At 60.5% G+C, this 19,512-nt stretch carries 12 protein-coding genes; 7 read left to right on the plus strand and 5 right to left on the minus strand.

What is annotated here, in order from left to right; genetic code table 11:
- Positions 1-145: 145 nt before the first annotated feature.
- Together RWL87_RS08350 and RWL87_RS08355 are read right to left on the minus strand one after the other, a co-directional pair.
- Positions 146-4,132: a S8 family serine peptidase gene (locus tag RWL87_RS08350; RefSeq protein ID WP_313969566.1), complete on the minus strand. Its 3,987-nt coding sequence runs from the start codon at positions 4,130-4,132 to the stop codon at positions 146-148.
- Between the two features lie 247 nt (positions 4,133-4,379).
- Positions 4,380-8,327, minus strand: coding sequence for a S8 family serine peptidase (locus tag RWL87_RS08355; protein WP_399534463.1), 3,948 nt, complete (start codon positions 8,325-8,327; stop codon positions 4,380-4,382).
- Between the two features lie 400 nt (positions 8,328-8,727).
- Between RWL87_RS08355 and RWL87_RS08360 the strand changes: the two genes are divergently transcribed.
- The 7 genes from RWL87_RS08360 to RWL87_RS08390 all read left to right on the plus strand — a co-directional run bounded on the left by RWL87_RS08360 (position 8,728) and on the right by RWL87_RS08390 (position 16,068).
- Complete coding sequence (locus tag RWL87_RS08360) at positions 8,728-9,399, plus strand: hypothetical protein (protein ID WP_049340154.1); 672 nt, start codon at positions 8,728-8,730, stop codon at positions 9,397-9,399.
- Positions 9,396-10,046, plus strand: a complete 651-nt coding sequence (locus RWL87_RS08365; RefSeq protein ID WP_049340156.1) for a hypothetical protein — start codon at positions 9,396-9,398, stop codon at positions 10,044-10,046. The genes RWL87_RS08360 and RWL87_RS08365 overlap by 4 nt, the downstream gene beginning before the upstream one ends.
- A gap of 99 nt (positions 10,047-10,145) precedes the next feature.
- Positions 10,146-11,126, plus strand: a complete 981-nt coding sequence (locus RWL87_RS08370; protein ID WP_313969568.1) for a hypothetical protein — start codon at positions 10,146-10,148, stop codon at positions 11,124-11,126.
- 183 nt (positions 11,127-11,309) lie between these two features.
- Entirely contained in the window at positions 11,310-12,581 is a 1,272-nt protein-coding gene (locus tag RWL87_RS08375; protein WP_313969569.1) for a pyruvate ferredoxin oxidoreductase, read from the plus strand.
- A gap of 284 nt (positions 12,582-12,865) precedes the next feature.
- Positions 12,866-13,336, plus strand: coding sequence for a DUF4870 domain-containing protein (locus RWL87_RS08380; protein ID WP_313969570.1), 471 nt, complete (start codon positions 12,866-12,868; stop codon positions 13,334-13,336).
- A 236-nt stretch (positions 13,337-13,572) separates the two neighbouring features.
- A complete protein-coding gene (locus RWL87_RS08385) occupies positions 13,573-14,865 on the plus strand; it encodes an adenylosuccinate synthase (RefSeq protein ID WP_049338292.1) in 1,293 nt (430 codons plus the stop codon).
- Between the two features lie 171 nt (positions 14,866-15,036).
- The gene (locus RWL87_RS08390; RefSeq protein ID WP_313969571.1) at positions 15,037-16,068 is read left to right on the plus strand and encodes a magnesium and cobalt transport protein CorA; all 1,032 of its coding nucleotides are present in this window, start codon (positions 15,037-15,039) and stop codon (positions 16,066-16,068) included.
- A gap of 66 nt (positions 16,069-16,134) precedes the next feature.
- Here the strand turns inward: RWL87_RS08390 and RWL87_RS08395 are convergent, their stop codons facing one another.
- The 3 genes from RWL87_RS08395 to RWL87_RS08405 form a co-directional block, all read right to left on the minus strand.
- Complete coding sequence (locus tag RWL87_RS08395; RefSeq protein ID WP_313969572.1) at positions 16,135-16,818, minus strand: integrase; 684 nt, start codon at positions 16,816-16,818, stop codon at positions 16,135-16,137.
- A 286-nt stretch (positions 16,819-17,104) separates the two neighbouring features.
- Positions 17,105-18,172 carry an iron chelate uptake ABC transporter family permease subunit gene (locus tag RWL87_RS08400; protein ID WP_313969573.1) on the minus strand — a complete coding sequence of 356 codons (1,068 nt, stop codon included), beginning with the start codon at positions 18,170-18,172 and terminating at the stop codon, positions 17,105-17,107.
- A 25-nt stretch (positions 18,173-18,197) separates the two neighbouring features.
- A partial coding sequence (locus RWL87_RS08405; RefSeq protein ID WP_313969574.1) for an iron ABC transporter permease occupies positions 18,198-19,512 on the minus strand: 1,315 nt, incomplete at its 5' end.

Raw genomic sequence — 19,512 nt, forward strand, 5'->3', positions numbered from 1 at the left:
CAAACTTACCCAACCACAGAAAAAGGGAGCCGCACCGCGCAGAAACTGCAACGGTACGGCTCCCTCGGTAAAACCTGCTGAGGTAGCACCTACAGCGGTAGAACCTTACGAACCCTAGAATTTAGGGTTTTTAGATTCTGTGCCCCTAGATTTCAGGGCTTTCCTTCAGCACGCCCGTGCTGTAGCGGTACACGAACGCCGCCATAGCGTCGCGGTGCACCGGCTCCACGGGGCGGAACGAACCATCAGGCCAACCGGTGGTCACGCCCTGCTCAGCCAGCCACGAGATCTCGCGGTAGAACTGCTTGTCGGTCGGAACGTCCGTGAAACGAGCCTGCGCGGGGGCAGTGTACTCGGGCGAACCTGCGTAACGGTAGAAGAACGCAGCCATCGCGTCACGGTTCACCGAACCCTCCGGGCGGTAGGTGCCATCGGGCCAACCGGTGGTGATGCCCTGAGCCTTCATCCACTCAATCTCCTTGTAGTAGGGGTGGTTGAGCGGAACATCCGAGAAGCTCGGGGTGGACGGTGCGGTGTACTGCGGCGAGCCGCTCATGCGGTAGAAGTACGCCGCCATGGTTGCGCGGTCCATGTTGTTCAGCGGGCGGAAGGTGCCGTCCTGGTAGCCGCGGTCAATCTGACGGGCAGCAATCCACGTGATTTCACGGTAGAACTGGTTATCCGCCGGAACGTCGGTGAAGCGTGCATCGTGGAGGGTGCGAGCCACCTTCACGACCTGCGCACGGTCGCCAGCGGCAACACCGTTAGCGGTCTTACGGCCGCTCAGGTCACCGGTCGCATTGTGCATGTGCAGGAACAGAGCCTGACGCTCCTTGTTGTTGTTCTTGCGGTGAACGGTCAGCTGGCCGCCGTCACGGTCCACGAACAGGCCGGGTACGCCCGACTCCTCACCGGTGAACCAAACACCGGGGTTGAAGGGGGAGTACTCAATCGCGGAGGTGGTGTCCACGTAGGAGTTGCCCTCGTTGTACCAGGTGTCGGTCTGCACCGTGTACTTGATGCTCTGAGCCTTCTCAGCGGTCAGGCCCAGGTCCTTCAGCGGCACACCCAGAATCATGGTGTTGGTGTCCATGATGTTGGTGTCGGTGTCACCCCAGGCGCTGTTCAGCGGGTAGCGAGCCACCACGTAGGATGCGTTACCGGAGATGGACCAGACCTTCACCAGCGGGTAGTCCAGACCCTTCTCGCGGGTCACTTCCAGAACGTAGTCTGCGGTGGAGTCGTTGTTGGTATCAATCTGCACCTGTACCTGACGGCCCCAGTGCATGCTATCCCAAGTACCCCAGGTCGAAATACCGAAGAACAGAGAACCATCGTTCGGGTTCTTGCCCGCAGCCTTCAACGCCGGAGCGTCCGAGGCGGCACCCACATACTGCAGATCAACAGACTGGTTCGACGGCAGCTTCAGCTGACCGGACGGAATACGGTCGCTGACCGCACCCAGCTCAAACGCACCCAGCAGCGAACGGTAACCGCCCTGGTTCAGGGTCGTACCGCGCAGAGTCACCGTGGACTCCTTATCGGCAATGCCCTTGTAATCAATGCGGGATGCATCAACACGCATCTTCGAGACAGGCTTGGGCGCCACGTGAATCGACTGGCGGATCGCCTCGCGACCATTCTCAGAGAAAATCAGGCGACCAGAAGCGCTCGCAATGTACTGGCGCTTACCGGCAATCAGAGTCTGACCGGTCGTCCAGTCCTGAGCGACGTGGTCGGCGCTCATCGCCGGGTCCATGGTCTTCTCCAGCTTGGACGGGTCAATACGCACGGTCACGGTCACGTTCTTACGCTCACCGGCACCCACGCTCACCTGCTGCGGGTAGGAGTACTCCACACCCGGGATGGTCGTGCTTGCCTCGTAGTTCAGGGTGTAGGTGTGAGCCTGCGAGTCGGTGTTATCCAGCACGATTTCACGCTGAACAGTCTGAATACCCGAATCGGGGGTGTACTCCAGCACGCCGAACGCGGTCGAAACACGCTCGGGGGTCTTCGCATCGTACGCGATAACCTTTGCGTCCACGGCGGCGCGAGCATTCACCATGCCGGTACCCACACGATCCACCGCGTACTGAGCACCCTGCTCATTCTTGATGGGAGTGGACGCGCCGTTCATCAGCGCAGCCTTAATCATCTGCGGGTTGTAATCCTGATGCGCCTGCATCACCAGAGCGGCAATACCGGTCACATGCGGGGTAGCCATGGAGGTACCGGTGAAGGAAACACCCTTATTACCCATACCCACAGCGGCAGAGACGATCTCAGTACCCGGCGCCGCAAGGTCAGGCTTAATGAAGCCGTCAGCACCGTGCTGGCCGCGAGCACTCGAAGTGTTCAGGTCAAAAGCGTGCGAGTGGGAGCTACGACCCGAAGCCTTGTAGTCCAGGTTCATCTCAACGGTTACCGGACCGGCAGCCAGAGCCTTCTCCAGGTCCTTCGTCGAAGAAGCAGTCAGACGCAGACCCGGAATGGTTGCGTTACCGCCAATACCGATGGAGTAGCGCTCAGCCTTACCAGCCATCACCACGCCAACACCGCCGGCAGCCTGAACGTTATCGAAACGAGTCTTCGAACCGCACGGGAACGTCAAATCGTCCTGATCCCAGTCGAAGTAAACCCACTTGCCCTTCAAAGCCTTCGCCTCTTCAGCGGTGAAAGCCTCGCAGGCGTAACGGTTACGCTTCGGCGCGGCAACAACCTCGCCGCGCAGCTGATCAGCGGACGCCTTCGAATAATCGAAGTTCACCGAATAATCACCCTGCAACCACTCCAAACCGGTCTTCGTGGTCACGCGGGCACGGTCAATCGGCTGAGTCGAACCGTAGGCGTTCGCCACCGACAGCGCCGCAGCCGCATTCGCCGGGCTACCCGAATCGGAGTAGGTGTCACCCACACCGTTGTAGTTATTGGCGTTACCGGCAGCAGCCACAGTGAACACACCCTGACGTGCCATCGTGTTAATCATGTACGACTCGGGGTCGTCAGCCGGGGCGAACTCGCCACCGAGCGACAGGTTCACAATGTCGGCGCGGTCAGAGAAATCACCGTCACCATTCGGGTCCATCACGGTATCGAGCGCCTTCATCACAACACTCGAATTGCCGTAGCAACCGAACACGCGAATCGCCAAAATCTGAGCCTCAGGAGCAGTACCGGGGCCAATGGACATGCCCTTCAGCTGTTCCTCCGTCAGGTTCTTGTAATCGCCACGGTAAGTCGTACCGTTCGCCGTCACACCATAACCGGCGGCAGTACCCGCCACGTGCGTGCCGTGACCGCCAGAACCGAAACCATCCGGACGGCAATCCAGCGGGTTATTATCCGGCTGCGGAGTCGACTTCTCAGCCACCGACGCATTGTAGTCATCACCGACCAAGTCAATGCCGCCAATGAACTTATTACGATCAATCAGACCCGAATCAGCAGTCGGAAGCTCCGTCATCGCCTTAGCCTTCAGGTACGAATCCACCGTACCGGGGCCACCAAAATCAGCGTGCGTATAGTCAACACCGGAGTCAACAATCGCAATCTTCACACCCTTACCCGTGTACCCCGTATTCTCACGAGTCCACGTAGCAAGAGTCTTCGTATCAATCTCGCTACCGGAGTTCATGCGCTCCTTCGCGATAATCGGCGAAATACGCTCCACATCCGGGCGCTCCGCCAACGCACGAATCTGCGCAGCATCACCAGTAATCGCCGCACCACGCATCGCATTATGCGTCGTGTACATCAGCTTCGCGCCAGAAGCAGCCGCCACAGACTGAGCCTGCGACTGCACCTGAGCTGCAATAGCCTGCACCTGCGCCTGACGGTTCGCCGGCGCCTCCTTACGTGCCAGAACAGCCGCGGACTGGGTCTGCTCATACGCACCCTTGCCCTTGAACTGCACATACACAGTGATCTGGCCTTCAGCCTTCTGCAGGCCCGGGCTGATACGCGAGGCAGCGTCACCGGATGCGCTCGCAGTGCTTCCTTCGACCTGCTGGGGGCTCTGAGCGTGAGCGGCAGAGAAAGTGGCGGGCACGCCGAGAGTAAGGGCAAGAGCCGCACTCAAACCGGTCGCACCGACAGCCTTCATTCTGCGGCGTGGCGCATGAGGCGTTGTCATGGAATCCTCCTTCGGATTTTCTATTTTTCGGTAATGCTGTGTGCTCTGTGGTTGTGTATCGGTGATGTGCGGAGGCGGCCCCACCGGCAGACGACGAGTGAGTGCGTCCGCCGGTGAAACCGCCACCAAAACTTAGAAAGGTTCCGGGATTTTCAGGCCCCGAATCCTACCGGTTCCGGGTGCCCCTCCCACCCCATGCAGGGGGCGGGAGGGGCACCCGAACCGTTAGCTACCAGTTAGCTACCGTCTAGCGGCCTGCCTGGTTAGCGACCTTCTCGGTATAGCGGTAGATGAACGCCGCCATCGCATCGCGGGCAATGGGGGTTACCGGGCGGTAGGTGCCGTCCGGCCAGCCGGTGCTGATGCCCTTCAAAGCCAGCCACGTGATCTCACGGTAGAACTGGTTATCGGTGGACACATCGCTGAAGTGGCTGGTCGCGGGCAGATCCACGTGCGGGGAACCCGCCGCACGGTAGAAGAACGCAGCCATGGCGTCACGGTTCACCGGTGCGGAGGGGCGGAACGTGCCGTCCGAGTAGCCGGTGGTGATGCCCTGGGCCTTCATCCACTCAATCTCCTTGTAGAAGGGGTGCGTGGTCGGCACGTCCTTGAAGCTCGGAGTGGAGGGGGCAGTGAACTGCGGGGAGCCCTGCATGCGGTAGAAGAACGCCGCCATTGCGCCGCGCTCCACGGATTCCAGCGGGCGGTAGGTGCCGTCCGGGTAGCCGGTGGTGATGCGACGCTGAGCCAGCCAAGAAATCTCGGTGTAGAACTGGTCGCCGGACTTCACATCGGTGAAGCGGGACGGAGTAATGTACTCGGTCTGCTGCTCCTTGATGTTCAGCACCTCGGCGCGCTCGCCCTTGGCACCGTTGGTGCCGGAGAGGTCGCCGGTGCCGTTGTGCAGGTGCAGCAGCAGCGCCTTGGCAGGTGCGCCGGATTCGCCGAGCGCGGGGATTGCGTCAGCGGAGCGGTGCGCCGTCAGGGTGGTGCTGGAGGCATCCGGGAAGAGGCCAGCCACGGCGGAGGAGTCGCCGCTGAACCACAGCTTGGGGCTGAAGGGGCGGTACTTGATCCAGCCGGTTTCGCTGACGTTGCCCCACTCGTACTGGGTGGTTGCGCTGACTCGGTACTGGATGTCCGGGTTGTTGGCGCTGGTCAGGCCCAGGTCCTTGAGGGGTGCACTCATGATGAGAGTGTTGGTGTCCATCATGTTGGTGTCCACATCACCCCAGGCACCGTTGAGCGGGTAGTAGCCAAGCTCGACGAGGTTGCCGTTCTTGTAGCCGTAGAGGCGAACCAGCGGGTAGTCCAGGCCCTTAGCGCGGTCGGTGACCAGCTTGTAGTCGGCGCGGTTGTTGCCGTCGGTGTCGATTTCTACGGTGAAGGTGTTCTCGTAGGAGACAACATCCCAGTTCGCCCAGGTGGAGATACCGAAGCGCAGGGTGCCGTCATCGGCGTTGCCGCCGGCTGCCTTCAGTGCGGGCGCATCCGAGGAGGCACCAACGTACTGCAGGTTCGCCTTAACGTTGCTGTTCAGCGACAGGGAGGTGGGGGCAACACGGTCCACGCTCGCACCGTACTCAAAAGCACCCAGCAGGGAACGGTAGCCGCCCTGGTTCACTTCGGTGCCGCGCAGCGAGATCTGGGACTTGGTCCAGCCGGTGTCTGCCTTCTGCGCCTCGTCGCTGGAGGGCTTCTGCGTGAAGGTTACGGTGTCTTCGGCAGCGTGCATGGTGCTGACGGGCTTGGGCGCCACGTGGATGGGCAGGCGCAGGTTCTGACCGTTGTCCTCGGTGAGGACGAGGCGACCGGAGGCGCTGGAGATGTACTGACGGTACTGTGCGGGCACGGTTTCGTTACCGGTGTAGTAGTCAGTTGCGTTCTGGGTGGCGTCCATTGCTGCGTCGCGGGTCTTCTCCAGCTTGGACGGGTCGATGCGCACGCTCAGTTCGAACTTCTTGGTCTCACCGGGTGCGAGGGTGACCGAGGAGGGGAAGGAATATTCCACACCGGGAATATTGGTGCTTTCAGCGTAGGACAGGGCGTAGGTGTGCGCCACGGAATCGGTGTTCTCAACGGTCACCTCGCGGGTGAGGGTCTGAACGCCTGCATCCGGTGCGTACTCGAGCACGCCGAAGCTCAGGGACACGGTGCCGCTCTTGTCAGCGTTGTAGACGAGGGACTTCGACTGCACGGCAGCGAGGGTGTCCACGCGTCCGGCACCCACGCGGTCAACCGCGTATGCGGCACCAGATTCGGTGCGCACATCGTGGGTGGCGGTGTTCATGAGGGCGGACTTGACCTGTGCGGGGGTGTAGCTCGGGTGGCTCTGCATGACCAGGGCAGCGGAGCCGGTCACATAGGGTGCCGCCATGGAGGTGCCGCTGAAGGTCACGGAGTTGCTACCGGTCGCTACCGCCGCGGAGGTGATGTACGAGCCAGGTGCCGCAATGTCGGGCTTGGTGTAGCCGTAGCTGCCGTGGAAACCGCGGGCACTCATGGGGTTCAGCTGATCCAGCTTGTCAGTGTCCACGCGCAGGGAGGACTTCAGCTCATTGCCGAGGCGCACGGTCAGGGGCTTACCTGCCGCTTCTGCCGCGGTGATCTGTGCACGCAGGTCCTTCGCGGCGGATGCTGCCAGGCGGAAACCGGGCAGGGTATCGTTACCGGCGATGCCCAGGCCGGGCTCCTCGTCGTGGCCTGCAAGCAGTACGCCCTTGGCGCCTGCCGCCTCCAGGTTGTCGAAGCGCACCTTGGAGCCGCAGGCGAGTTCACCGTCATCTTTAGCCCAGTCGATGAGCACCCACTTGCCCTTCACGGCTGCCGCTTCGTCGGCGCTGAGGGCGTTGCAGGCGTAGCGGTTGTTCTCGGAGATTGCGGTGAGTTCACCGGTGAACTCCTTGCTGCCCGCCTGTGCCCAGGGGTAGGAGGCGCTATAGTCGCCGCGTACCTTGCGGGTGGTGCCGGTGGCGGGGTCGGTCAGCTCTGCCGCATCCACGGCGCGGGTGGAACCGTAGGCGTTCGCCACGGTAATTGCGCTGGCTGCGGTGGCGGGGTGACCGGAGTTGGAGTAGGTGTCGCCGCGCAGGCTGTAGTCGTTGGCGTTACCTGCGGAGATCACCGAGAGCACGCCGGCGCGGGTGAGCGCGTCAACGGCGTAGGCTTCAGGGTCGTCCTGCGGGGAGAATTCGCCGCCGAGGGACATGTTGACGACGTTCACGCGGTCGGAGAAGTCGCCGTCACCGTTGGGGTCGAGGGCGCGGTCGAGCGCCTCGATGACCACGTTGGTACTGCCGGAGCAACCGAAGACGCGGAAGGCGTAGATTTCAGCGTCGGGGGCGACGCCGGGACCGATCTTCATGGTCTTGAGCTGCTCTGCGGTGAGTTTGCTGTAGTCGCCGGTGAAGGTGCTGCCGTCGGCGTTCACGCCGTAGCCTGCCGCGGTGCCCGCCACGTGGGTGCCGTGGCCGCCGGTGGTGCAGTCGAGCGGGTTGCCGTCGGGAACGGCGGTGTTGCTGCCGTCGTAGTTGTCACCGACGAGGTCGTAACCGCCAGCAACCTTGGTGCGGTTGATGAGTCCGGAGTCTGCGGAGGGCAGCTCGGTGAGCTTGGATGCCTTCTCGTAGTCTTCGAGCTTGCCGCTACCGCCGAAGTCGGTGTGGGTGTAGTCGATACCGGAGTCGATGACGGCAATCTTGACGCCCTTGCCGGTGTATCCGCCCGCGCCGGCGGGGTTGGTGGTGCCGGTCCAGGTGGCGAGGGAGCCTGCGTCAATGGCGGCGCCCGCGTTCTGGCGGTACTTGGGCAGAATGGGCGAAATCTTCTCCACATCGGGGCGGTTGGCGAGTGCCTTGATGGACTCGGCGTCACCGCGCACTGCCACGCCGCGTACCGCGTTGTGGGTGGTGTAGAGGACCTGCGCGCCGGACTGGCTGCTGACCTGCTGTGCCTGGCTCTGCACCTGGGAGGCGATTGCCTGCACCTGCGAGCTGGTGTTGACGGGTGCCTGCACGCCGGCGCGTACGCCTGCGGGCTGGGTCTGTTCAAAGGCGCCCTTACCTTTGAACCGGACGAAGGCGGTGACGGTGCCGCTGGCGTTCTTCATGCTTTCGCTGAGTACTTGCTTGACGGCGTCGGGGTCTTCTGCGGCGTGGGCGGTGGTGCTCAGCGCTGCGAGGGGGCTCAGCGCCATGCTGAGGGTGAGTAGCCCGCTGCCGATTCGGCGTCGATGCGACCGGCCGCGGGGATTTGGGGAGGCGGTGTGTGTCACGGTGCTCCTTTGCTTGGCTCCCGGGGTGTTTCTGGGAGGCTTGTGGTGTTGTTCTGGTGGGTTCTAGTTGAACTTGAACACACTAGATGTGAACTAGGATACACCTCAAAATGGCTTGTGAAGCGTTTATTACCCCTAAATGAATCAAATTATGGACATGTTCGACCCTTTTCTTTTTCACGTTTTTCATTTGCATTTGGGTTCAGGTTCTTTTCAGGTTCGGTTGTTACTGTAAAACCATCTATTGAACATCTATCAAAAATGATGGGATAGGGAGGGTCGAACCGTGGTCAAACGACGCATTTCCCCGAAAGAGTCTGTCATGCACAGCTCCCACCTGCTGGCAGCCGGCAGCGCGCTGGAGGTCGAACCGGTCCCGCAGTACGGTCGACCGGGCCCCCTCCTAATTCCCATGAAACTGCTCAACGACCCCTCCGGTCATCAGGGGCAGATGAGCGCGGTCGCCATTCAGCAGCACCTCCCCGACGGGATAGGCCCGCAACGGAAAATCGTCGAGAAAATCTTGGCTGGCCCGGAACACCCGGTGGGCTATGTTCCGCTGAGTGAACAGCTGAAAAACGTGCGGTACACCAGGGCGATTTGGCCTTGTCTGGAGTCCTTGGTTGTGGTTCTCCTGGTGATTCTGCTGAACCCGTTTACGCTCGCTTCTTTGCTCTTTAATTCCCGTGCTACAGACACTGAATTCCTCGAAACAATCGTTCTCTTCCTGGTATTTTCTGGGGGCGTTATAGTTCTCTGGCTTATCCCTATTCTTTGGGCGGGTTTGCTGATCTCTGTGGTGAGTAAAGCAGTACGAAAGATTAGTGCTGCGTTGCGTGAGGGTACGACCTATGAGGATTTCTGGTTTTTCCTCGTGTATAACCGCCCTGTCGACAAGGGCTCCATGTACCGGTACGAGCTGGATGAAGAACCCAATCAGAAAATTATTGGCCCAAAAACACATGCCGCATTGAGCTCTCAGGAGTCGTCATGACCACTAATAACAACCAGCCCATCGAGGACCAGCTGGAGTTCTCGGATGAGCCGGTTCTGCTGATGTCACCGAAGGTCATCCACGGTCGCCCCCGCCCGAGGCTGCGGTGCATCGACAGGGGAGAGGTGCAGGGCATCCTGACCGAGGGCACGTCATCTGCCTGGAAAGTTGGCAAGGTGGTGGGCTATGTTCCCATCGAGAAGTCGCGCGAAACCTTCGACGCGAAGGGCTTCTTCACCGATTGGGACGGCTTCACCTTGTATGTGCTGGGACCGGTACTGCGGATGGCGTTCTGGTCGTCTCTTTTTATCGCGCTGGTGAGTCCGGTGCTCCTCTCCCAGAGCCATATAGAAATCAGTGAAGGCATGGAGCTGGCGCTGATAAATATCTTCGCGCCGTTCTTTTACTTTCCGCCGCTGATTCTGGTTGGGGTCGTTGTAGGAATCTGGTTGCTGTTTCTCAGTGCAGGAAAGTTTCTGAAGGCCGTTGAGGATGCCGTCGAGTCGATGCGCCTGTTCATTGGGCAGCACAAGATTCAGCAGGATTTTCAATTCCGGCTGGTGTACGAGTGCACCCCGCTTGACGGTGGTTCAGCCACGGCGTTGCTGCACCGCATCCTTGAATCGCACCATGAGGAGGAATCATGACCGCCAATAGTAGCCGGGGGATAGCCCCCGCACACTGAACACACAATGTAGACAACACAACAGACACATAACAGCAGACAAGCATTGGAGGAGGTCACCGTGGTGGAGCATAGCGAAGCACCGAAAAACCCTCAGAACCCAACCGAGAAGAGCGATAGCGAGTATCAGCCGCTGTGGGATATGGATCAACCCGCCCCCGAATACTCGGCTTTGCTTCTTCACGGAACGCCGGTTCCCGCACCGACCGGGGATATTCCCGAGCCGGTGAAGGAGGTCCTGGAAATACAGAAGGCTCGTTCTGCATCCGCGCCTGCTGTCCCATCGGTTCCTGCAGCACCTGATTCTGCGGTGCCCAACCCTGCAGCGCCCAATTCTGCGGCGTCTACTCTGGCGGTTTCGGCTCCTGCGCCTTCTGTGCAGGCTGCGTACTTTTTCCCTTCGGCGATGGGTCACCCGGTGCTGAACCGGCCGCTGTATGGCCGCCCGGGCCCCACGATGCGCCGAATGTCCCCCATGGGCACGGATACTGGTGCATCTGCATACCAGCAGGTGCCAAGTGTGTTTCCCACCTGGCAGGAGGGGAAAGTAGCGGGTACACCACGACCTATTGGGTACATCTCAGCGACCCCACTTGCGGGTAAGGTGCGTGTATCAGACCTGTGGTGGAAGGCGTGGCCTGAGTTCATAGTGCTCTTCTTCGTGGGTGTGGTGTTTAATCCCCTGACTTATCTTCTGTTGGCTACTGTTACAGAGGATCCTAGCTTCGGCGGGTTTATTTTCTATTTCTTCCTGATGCTTTCTCTGGCGACATTTGGTCTTCCCCTGTTCTTGTGGGCTGGTGCGCTGATTTTTGCGCTACTCCGAGTGAGCCGAAAGTATCGGGCGCTGAAGTGGAAGGCCATGCCTCTCGGGTCGTTCTGGTTCTACCTGGTGTATGACCGCCTGCCTAGGGACTCCGAGGAAATGCAGGGAATCCTGGGTGCAGCGTCTTCGATGTCTTCGGTGGCGTCAGCCCCTCAGCCGCTGAGTGCCCCGAGCCCTACCTCAAGCTCTGATCCAAACTCAGCGGATGTATCGTAGTCGACTTCCCGTGAGCCCCTGGACTCTGGTAGCGCTGAACCCCCGGCAGTGTTAACACGTGCGTGTTGGAGCTTGTCGGGGGCTTTTTCTCAGCTTTTATCAGGTAGGTTTCAAGGGAGCGCCCAGCGCTCGCTGGTACGGTGGTGCCACTAGGAGTATGTCTGGTGAGCGAAGGAGACGACCATGGCAGACCAACCCACCGCGAAGCGTGAAGGTACGCATCACGAAAATATGAAACACGAAGAGGCGTACCAGCCACTCTGGGACACCGACCAGTCTATCCCGGAATACATGACGCTACTCATGGATCAGCAGGCCTCAGAAAAAGAAGACGCTGAGCCGCACGGAAACTCCGACGACAACGAAGACGAAGAGCTAGAGCACCCCGACCCCGCTTATGAATACGTCTACCCGGGTGCCCCCAAGCGCTACGACTCCGCGCGGAAAGACTCTCATGACAACGACGACAACGACACCGACGACATCGAAGAGCCGGAAGACGCATCAGAAGATACCCCGGAAGATACTCACGAATCTCGTAAGGACGACGAGGCGAACCACCCGGTAGCGCTCGCCTCCTCTGCGCTCAACTCCACTGCGCCCACCCAGTCCACCGGGCTCACCCAGCCTGTGTTCTCTGCCCGTGAGCGGGCGCAGGCAATGCAGACTCAGGCAATGCAGACTCAAACGATGCACGCCTACGGCGAGTACGTTCAGTTGGAATCCCTCGGCTTGAGCCCGGGCGCTATCCTGCCGGTCATCCCCGACCCGCTCTTCAGCACCCCCGACTCAAAACTCATCGAAATGCGCCTGCTCGACCGTTCCCAGGATGAGTCCGCACCCATGCAGGCGTGCGCTGTCCACCTGAGCCCGGTCAAGGACGAAGGGAACCCCACCTCTCGGGCAGCAATGATTCAGCCGGTGGGCTACGTTCCCGTGAATAGGCCGCCGACAAGGTACAGCGTTAAAGACCTGAAGAATGAACTCCTCCTCTCGAACATTTGGCTTGCTGCCCTGTTGATAGTGAACCCCTTTGTATTGGCGCCTCTTGCCAGCATCGTAGACCCCGAATACGGGTTTATGGTCGCGTTCATTTTCGTGGTTATCGGCGTGGGGTCACTTTTTGTGGTGCCGGTTCTGTGGATCATGGGCATAGTTCGCACCTTCAAACGCCGGAATCAGATAAATGACCTCATCGAGGAGGGGCAGACCCCGCCCACCGAGTTCTGGTACTACCTGGTGTATAACCGCCTGCCGGACGGCTACACGGGCATCAACGGCTACACGAAGAAAGAAGAGGACTCTTTCTCGGTGTACGAGTTTCTGAAAAAGCAAGAACACGCAAAGCTACACGAGTCTGTAGCACCGCGCGAGGCCGCCGCGCTACAGAAGTCCTCCGCCTCTCCTACGCCCGCCGCGCATCCTGCGCTCGCCGATGAAGAGAAACAGGACTAGCGACTAAACCACACAGCCCCGAACTGTAAAACAACCTGCCCCTCCACGCACATATGACCGCGTGGAGGGGCAGATTGCGTCTTTTCCTTGTCATATTCAGGTTTCTTCGTCTGTTGTCCGGCGAGGGTTAATATTCCATTTACCTTGCCTTGATAGGGTGAAACCATCACGAGCGTTGCGACCAAGCAGAGCAAGGCGGGCACCCGCCGGAAACGGCGAGTTAGCCTGCCGCCGCACCTCAACGATTAGCTGTATCCACTCATCGATAGATTAAGGAAAGAACGATGTCCCAGAACCCGAACCCTGAACAGTACAACCAGTACTCTCAGCAGGCACCCTCCTACTCGCAGGCGCCGGGTCAGCAGCCCAACGGTTACATGGTCTCCTCCAAGGACGACCAGAACATGGCGATGCTCGCGCACCTGGCTTCTGCAATTCTGTCTCTGCTGTCCTTCGCATCCGCAAGTATTCTCGCGCCGCTGGTCATGTGGTTCATCTACAAGGACAAGCCCGGTTACTCCTTCACTAAGGAAGCATCCCGCCGCGCGTTCAACTTCAACTTCTCCCTGTGGGTCATCAGCATGGCTTCCTGGCTGCTGATTATTCTGACCTTCGGCATCCTGGGCATCATCCTGTGGGTCGTCCCGATGGTTGTGGCTATCCTGATGGTTATCTTCCACAGCCTGGCTGCTCTGGCCGCAAACCGCGGTGAGCAGTACACCTACCCGATGACCTTCATCGAGATCATCAAGTAGTCTTCATAAGCTCATACCGGTAGCGCCCCCGTCCAAATATCGGATGGGGGCGTTGCCGTGCCCGGTGAGGCTCACCGGCACCGGATCTGGCACGCCTACCGCCCCGTAACACGGGACTTAAAGGGACGGGCACGGTATCATTAGAAGAGCTGTGCCTACCCGAAACATGAGGCGGTAGGTCGCCGCCGCGCCGTGAAATCCGGTGCGTATCTTCAAGGCTTTCAAGGAGCACAAAAATGTCAGCTGTCGTGATTGTGGGCGCCCAGTGGGGCGATGAGGGTAAGGGTAAGGCAACCGACCTGCTCGGCCCCCGCGTAGACTACGTGGTCAAGCCCAACGGCGGTAACAACGCCGGTCACACCGTGGTGGTGAACGGCCAGAAGTTTGAGCTGAAGCTGCTGCCCGCGGGTATTCTGAGCGATAACGCCGTCCCCGTGATTGGTAACGGCGTGGTTGTTAACCCCGAAGCTCTGTTCGCTGAGATTGACGGCCTTGAGGCACGCGGTGCAGACACCTCCCGCCTAAAGATTTCCGCTAACGCACACCTGGTCGCACCCTACCACCAGACCATGGACAAGGTGACCGAGCGTTTCCTCGGCAAGCGCGCTATCGGCACCACCGGCCGCGGTATCGGCCCCGCCTACATGGATAAGGTTGGTCGCCTCGGCGTGCGTGTTCAGGACATCCTGGACGAGTCGATTCTGCGTCAGAAGGTTGAGGGCGCACTGCGTCAGAAGAACGAACTGCTGGTGAAGGTCTACAACCGCCGCCACGTTGAGGTCGACGAAATCGTCGAGTACTTCATGTCTTACGCTGAGCGTCTGAAGCCGATGATTGTGGACACCACCCAGCTGCTGAACAAGGCACTGGACGAGGGTAAGACCCTGCTGATGGAGGGCGGCCAGGCAACCTTCCTGGACGTTGACCACGGCACCTACCCGTTCGTAACCTCCTCCAACCCGACCTCCGGCGGCGCGTGCGTCGGTTCGGGTGTGGGCCCGACCCGCATCTCCCGCGTGATCGGTATTCAGAAGGCGTACACCACCCGCGTGGGTGCTGGCCCCTTCCCGACCGAGCTGTTCGATGAGATGGGCGAGTTCCTGCGCACCACCGGCGGCGAGTTCGGTGTGAACACTGGCCGCCCGCGTCGTTGCGGCTGGTACGACGCCGTGCTGGCGCGTCAGGCTGTGCGCATCAACGGTTTCACCGACCTGTTCATCACCAAGCTGGACGTTCTGACCGGCCTGGATAAGATCCCGGTCTGCGTGGCTTACGACGTTGACGGTGTGCGCCACGACGAGATGCCGATGACTCAGACTGAGTTCCACCACGCTAAGCCGATTTTCGAGTACTACGACGGGTGGACCGAGAACATTTCGGATGCGAAGAGCCTGGATGAGCTGCCCGAGAACGCCCGCAAGTACGTGCTGAAGCTGGAAGAGATTTCTGGCTGCCGTATCTCCGCGATTGGTGTGGGCCCGGATCGTGACCAGACCATCGTGGTTCGCGACCTCATCAACGAAGACTAAGCGCAATAGCTCAATACGCGAAAGCCCCCGGAGGCTACCTTACAGGTGCCTTCCGGGGGCTTTTCGTATGTCGGGTGCACACGCGGTGCACATGACCGGACGGGGTGCATACCGTATGCTGGAAGGAGCGCCTCGCACACGTGGCGCCAAAGCGTTCAGAGGAGAAAAACGATGTCCTATATCACCGGAGCTATCTACCCGAGCTCGGACCGCCCTCAGCTGGGTGCCACCGAGGAAGAAACCCTCCGCGCCTACGCGGACAAGAACACCGCCGTAGCCCTCGGATACGCCAACCCCGACATCCACGAACTACACACCCTGCAAAAAACCTTCAACCTGCACGAACTCGCCATCGAAGACGCCACCCGCGGCCACCAGCGCGCCAAGCTCGAACGCTACGGAGACTCCCTCTTCGCAATCATCCGCCCCGCCATCTACCTCGACAAAGAAGAAGAAGTGCGCCTCAGCGAACTGCACCTCTTCACCGGCCCCCGCTACACCCTCGCACTCGTTCGCGACGAACAACGCCAGCGCATCAACGACAAGTTCAACCTGCTCTACGCCACCCCCGATGCATCCCCCGCCCGACTGCTGCACCGCATCCTCGACAGCACCGTCGACGGGTACGCCCCCGTGCTCGAGGGACTCGAGAACGACAACGACGAGATTGAAGACATCCTGTTCTCCGCGCACGACCGCCAAGACGCCAACTCCCTGGCGCAGCGCATATACGAGCTACTCAACCAGGTGATTGACTTTCAGCGAGCCTGCCGACCCCTCGAACCGATGATGGGTCGCATCATTGAAGGCCTACGCACTGGCGCGCTCGACCCGTCCCCCTACCCGGGCGCGAGCCGAGGCGAAGTCGAAGACGAGGCCGTGGAACTTGCCCGCCAGTTCCGTAACGTGCTCGACCATGTGGTCCACACGAAGGAACGTTTGGAGGACCTCCGCACCTCCCTCGAAAACGCCCTGCGCGTACACGACACCCTGCTCGGTCAGCAGCAGAACGACGACACCAAGAAAATTTCCGCCTATGCGGCGCTACTCATGGTGCCCACCATTGTTGGCTCGGTGTACGGCATGAACTTTGAGGTCATGCCCGAGCTCAAGTGGGAGTTCGGCTACCCGGCGGCCCTGCTGCTGATGCTGGTCTCCTGTCTGCTCCTCTACTGGTTCTTCAAGAAGAATAAGTGGCTCTAACAGTCCACAAAACGGCACTGGCTAGGCCTTTAAACGCGTATGCCGCGCAGGGCATACACACATGCCTTACGCGGCGCGGTCGTACTGGGCACGCATTGCGCGGCGGCAATCACGACGCTCACGCTTGAACTTCTTACACACAGCCTCCGAATCGGCAAACATGTAGAAGTCCTCCGGCTCAGCCGACAGACCCAAAGTCGACAGCTCAACCAGCGACAGCATCGCGTAGAACATCTCGCGGCGCAGCTCAAAATTGCAGGCACCCGGAGCGGACTCCACCGCAAACACGCCGCCGGTGCACTCCAGCGCGCGCATCGCCCAGTGCTGAGTCCACAGGTCACCATTGACCGGGCTCACGCCCAGGCGAGTCAACGCCAAGCCGGTACCCTGCACACGCTCAAAGCGCAGGCACATCTCCAGGTCCTTCTCCAGGGGGAACACGAACAGCAGAGCGTTCTGCGCCGCCGCACGCAGCTCAGCCAGGTTCGCCTCGTAACCGGAAGCACCCTGAGTCAGGTGACGCATCACGCGGCCCATCGTCGAAGACGCCGGCGCGGTGCGGAAGCACGAACCATCCGCCACCAGCTGCTCCAGAACGCCGCGGAGCTCCTCCACGTTGAAACGCTCCATACGGACGATGGTGCCCGCCTGCATCAGCAGGTTGAACTCTGCATCACGGCACAGCTGCTCATCGGCGGTGCAGGAAATCTCTGCGTTTGTGTACTGGCTCTCGTGAGTGGTGTTTTCCATGACCGTTCCTTCCGTAGATGCTGAATCAACCTAGCGGCAACACCGCAGGAGACGGCGTGCCCGGTCGGAAGGATCGTCCCTTCCAACACCTACACTCTATGAGCGACCCCTGACACGATAAGCAGTTTTTAATCAACCCCGGGGTAAAACTGGGAAAATTCCGAAAAATTCTGAAGCCGCCCGCGAAACCCAGTGAAACCGCCCGCGAAGCCCCGTGAAACAGAGAAAACCGGGTGCCCCCACAGTGGGGAACACCCGGTCACTCATACGGAGTAAGACGGCGCAACTAGCGCTGACGGTACAGCAACCACAGCATATACACGCCACCCAACGCGCCCGTCACCAGGCCCACCGGAATCTGGAACGGCGCCAACGCACGAGCCGACACAAAATCAGCCAGCACCAAAATTACCGAACCCAGCAACGCCGAATGCCACATCGCCATACCCGGAGTGTTCCACAGGCGGCGCGCAATCTGCGGGGCAACCAGCGCCAAGAAACCAATCGGGCCGGCAACAGAAATCGCCACAGCCACCAGGAGTACGGCGGCCGCCACCAGCATGTTCACGGTCCTCTTCACAGGCAAACCCAAACCCGCCGCCAAATCGTCGCCGAGCTCCAAGACGCGCAGGCGATGCGTCAGCATCAGCACCAGCGGAATCGCCACCAGCAGCAGCACCGCCTGCACCGACATCTGGTTCCACGACAGGGCATTTAGCGAACCGTGTTGCCAGGTCTTCGCCGCCTCCGCCTTCTCCAAATCACCGCGCGTAATCAGGTAATCGTTTACGGAACTGAGCATCGCACTCACCGCAATACCAATCAGCACCATCTTCTGACCCATCGTCGCGCCACCGCGCACACCCGCCAGAAGCATCACCACAGCCGCCGTCGCAAAACCGCCAATAATAGCGCCCATGCCCATACCCACGCCGGTAGAACTCAACGACCCAATCAGCACCACAGACAGGGCACCGGTCGCCGAACCCACCGTGAAGCCGATAATATCCGGCGAGCCCAGAGCATTACGCGAAACCGACTGAAAAATAGCGCCCGACAAGCCCAAAGCCGCACCCACCACCACGGCGGCAAGCATACGCGGCAGACGCTGATTCAACACCAGCTGACGCTCAATCTCCGTGCCCTCGCCGTTAAAAATGAGGCGGAACACCTGCTCCGGGCTCATCTGATAACTACCAAACACCAGGGAGGCGACTGCCGCCACCAGCAGCACCGCCACCACCAGCAGGGTACGCGGAATGGGGGTGCGGTAACGCCCGGGAATACGCACAGACCCGGCGGTAATAGACCCGGCAACAGCAGACCCGGCTACAGAACGAGACACAACGCTCACAATAAAACCTCTCAGAAACCGGGACCTACGAACCAGATACGCCAGCCGAACCAGCCGCGCCAGACGAGCCGCGCAGAACAGGGCGGGGAGCACGATGCGGACCGTGCTCCGACACGTGAGCCGGACCCGACTCGTCGTGCGCCTGCGCCTTCGTGCCCATGCGGCTCTTCTTCGCACCGCGCGCACCGGTACTCAAATGCAGCACCAGAACCATCAGCACCGGGGCGCCAATAAAGGCGGTCACAATACCCACCTCAAGCTCGCTCGGCATGACCAGAACGCGACCCAAAATATCGGAGGCAAGTACCAGCACCGGGCCGTACACCAGCGACAGCGGCAGCACGCGCGCAATATCGGAGCCCACCAGCAGACGCACCACATGCGGTACCACCAGACCCACAAAACCAATCGGGCCCGCAATCGCAGTCGCCGCACCACACAGCGCCATGATCGCAATAATTGTCGCGCCACGCACCATTGTCACCGGCACGCCCAGGCCGGCTGCAGCGTCCTCACCGAGTGCCAGGGCACGCAGGGGACCAATCAGCATGAACGAAAGCACCAGGCCCAGCGCCACAAAGGGTAGTGCAGACAGCACCTGCTCAAAGGTGCGGTTCTCCAGCGAACCCACCACCCAGAAACGGTGCGAATCAAAAGCCTTGGAATTAAACATCGTGATGATGCCGGTAATCGTGCCCAGGCAAGCGTTCACCGCCACACCAGTCAGCACCAGACGCGCCGTCGAATCCAGGTTCGGTTTAGAATCCACCAGGCCCATGACGAACACCAGCGCCGCCGCCAGACCCGAACCCAACAGCGCCAACCACAGCTGCACGAACGGGGAGGACACCCCAAAAACGCCCACGCCCACCACCACGGAGGCGGCAGCGCCCGAGTTCACACCCAGCAGGCCCGGCTCAGCCAGCGGGTTGCGGCTCAGCGCCTGCATGAGCACACCCGACACCGCCAACGCGGCACCCACCAGTAGCGCCGCGGCGGTACGCGGGGCACGCTTCGCCCAAATCAGCTTCGACTCGATAGTGTTCGCCTCCGGGTGGAGGAAACCGTCAATCGAGCGGTCCAGGGCGAACATGCGCGAACCTACCGCAAACGACAGGGCGCAAAGCAGCACCAGCAGAACGCCGCCAATGATGAGCGCAACCGCCAGGCGGGAGATGGGTTTGCCGCCCTTACCACCCGAGGAGGCGCCAGATACGGCGTCTGAAGAAGCAGAGAGGGCACGAATTTTCGCCAGGGAAGCAGCGCTGACAGCAGGTCCTTCGCTGACGGCGGGTCCGGAAGAGGTGGTGGTCTGTGGGGTCATATGCCTTGGGGGGTGG

This window comes from uncultured Rothia sp., from assembly GCF_963555405.1.
GTDB lineage: Bacteria > Actinomycetota > Actinomycetes > Actinomycetales > Micrococcaceae > Rothia.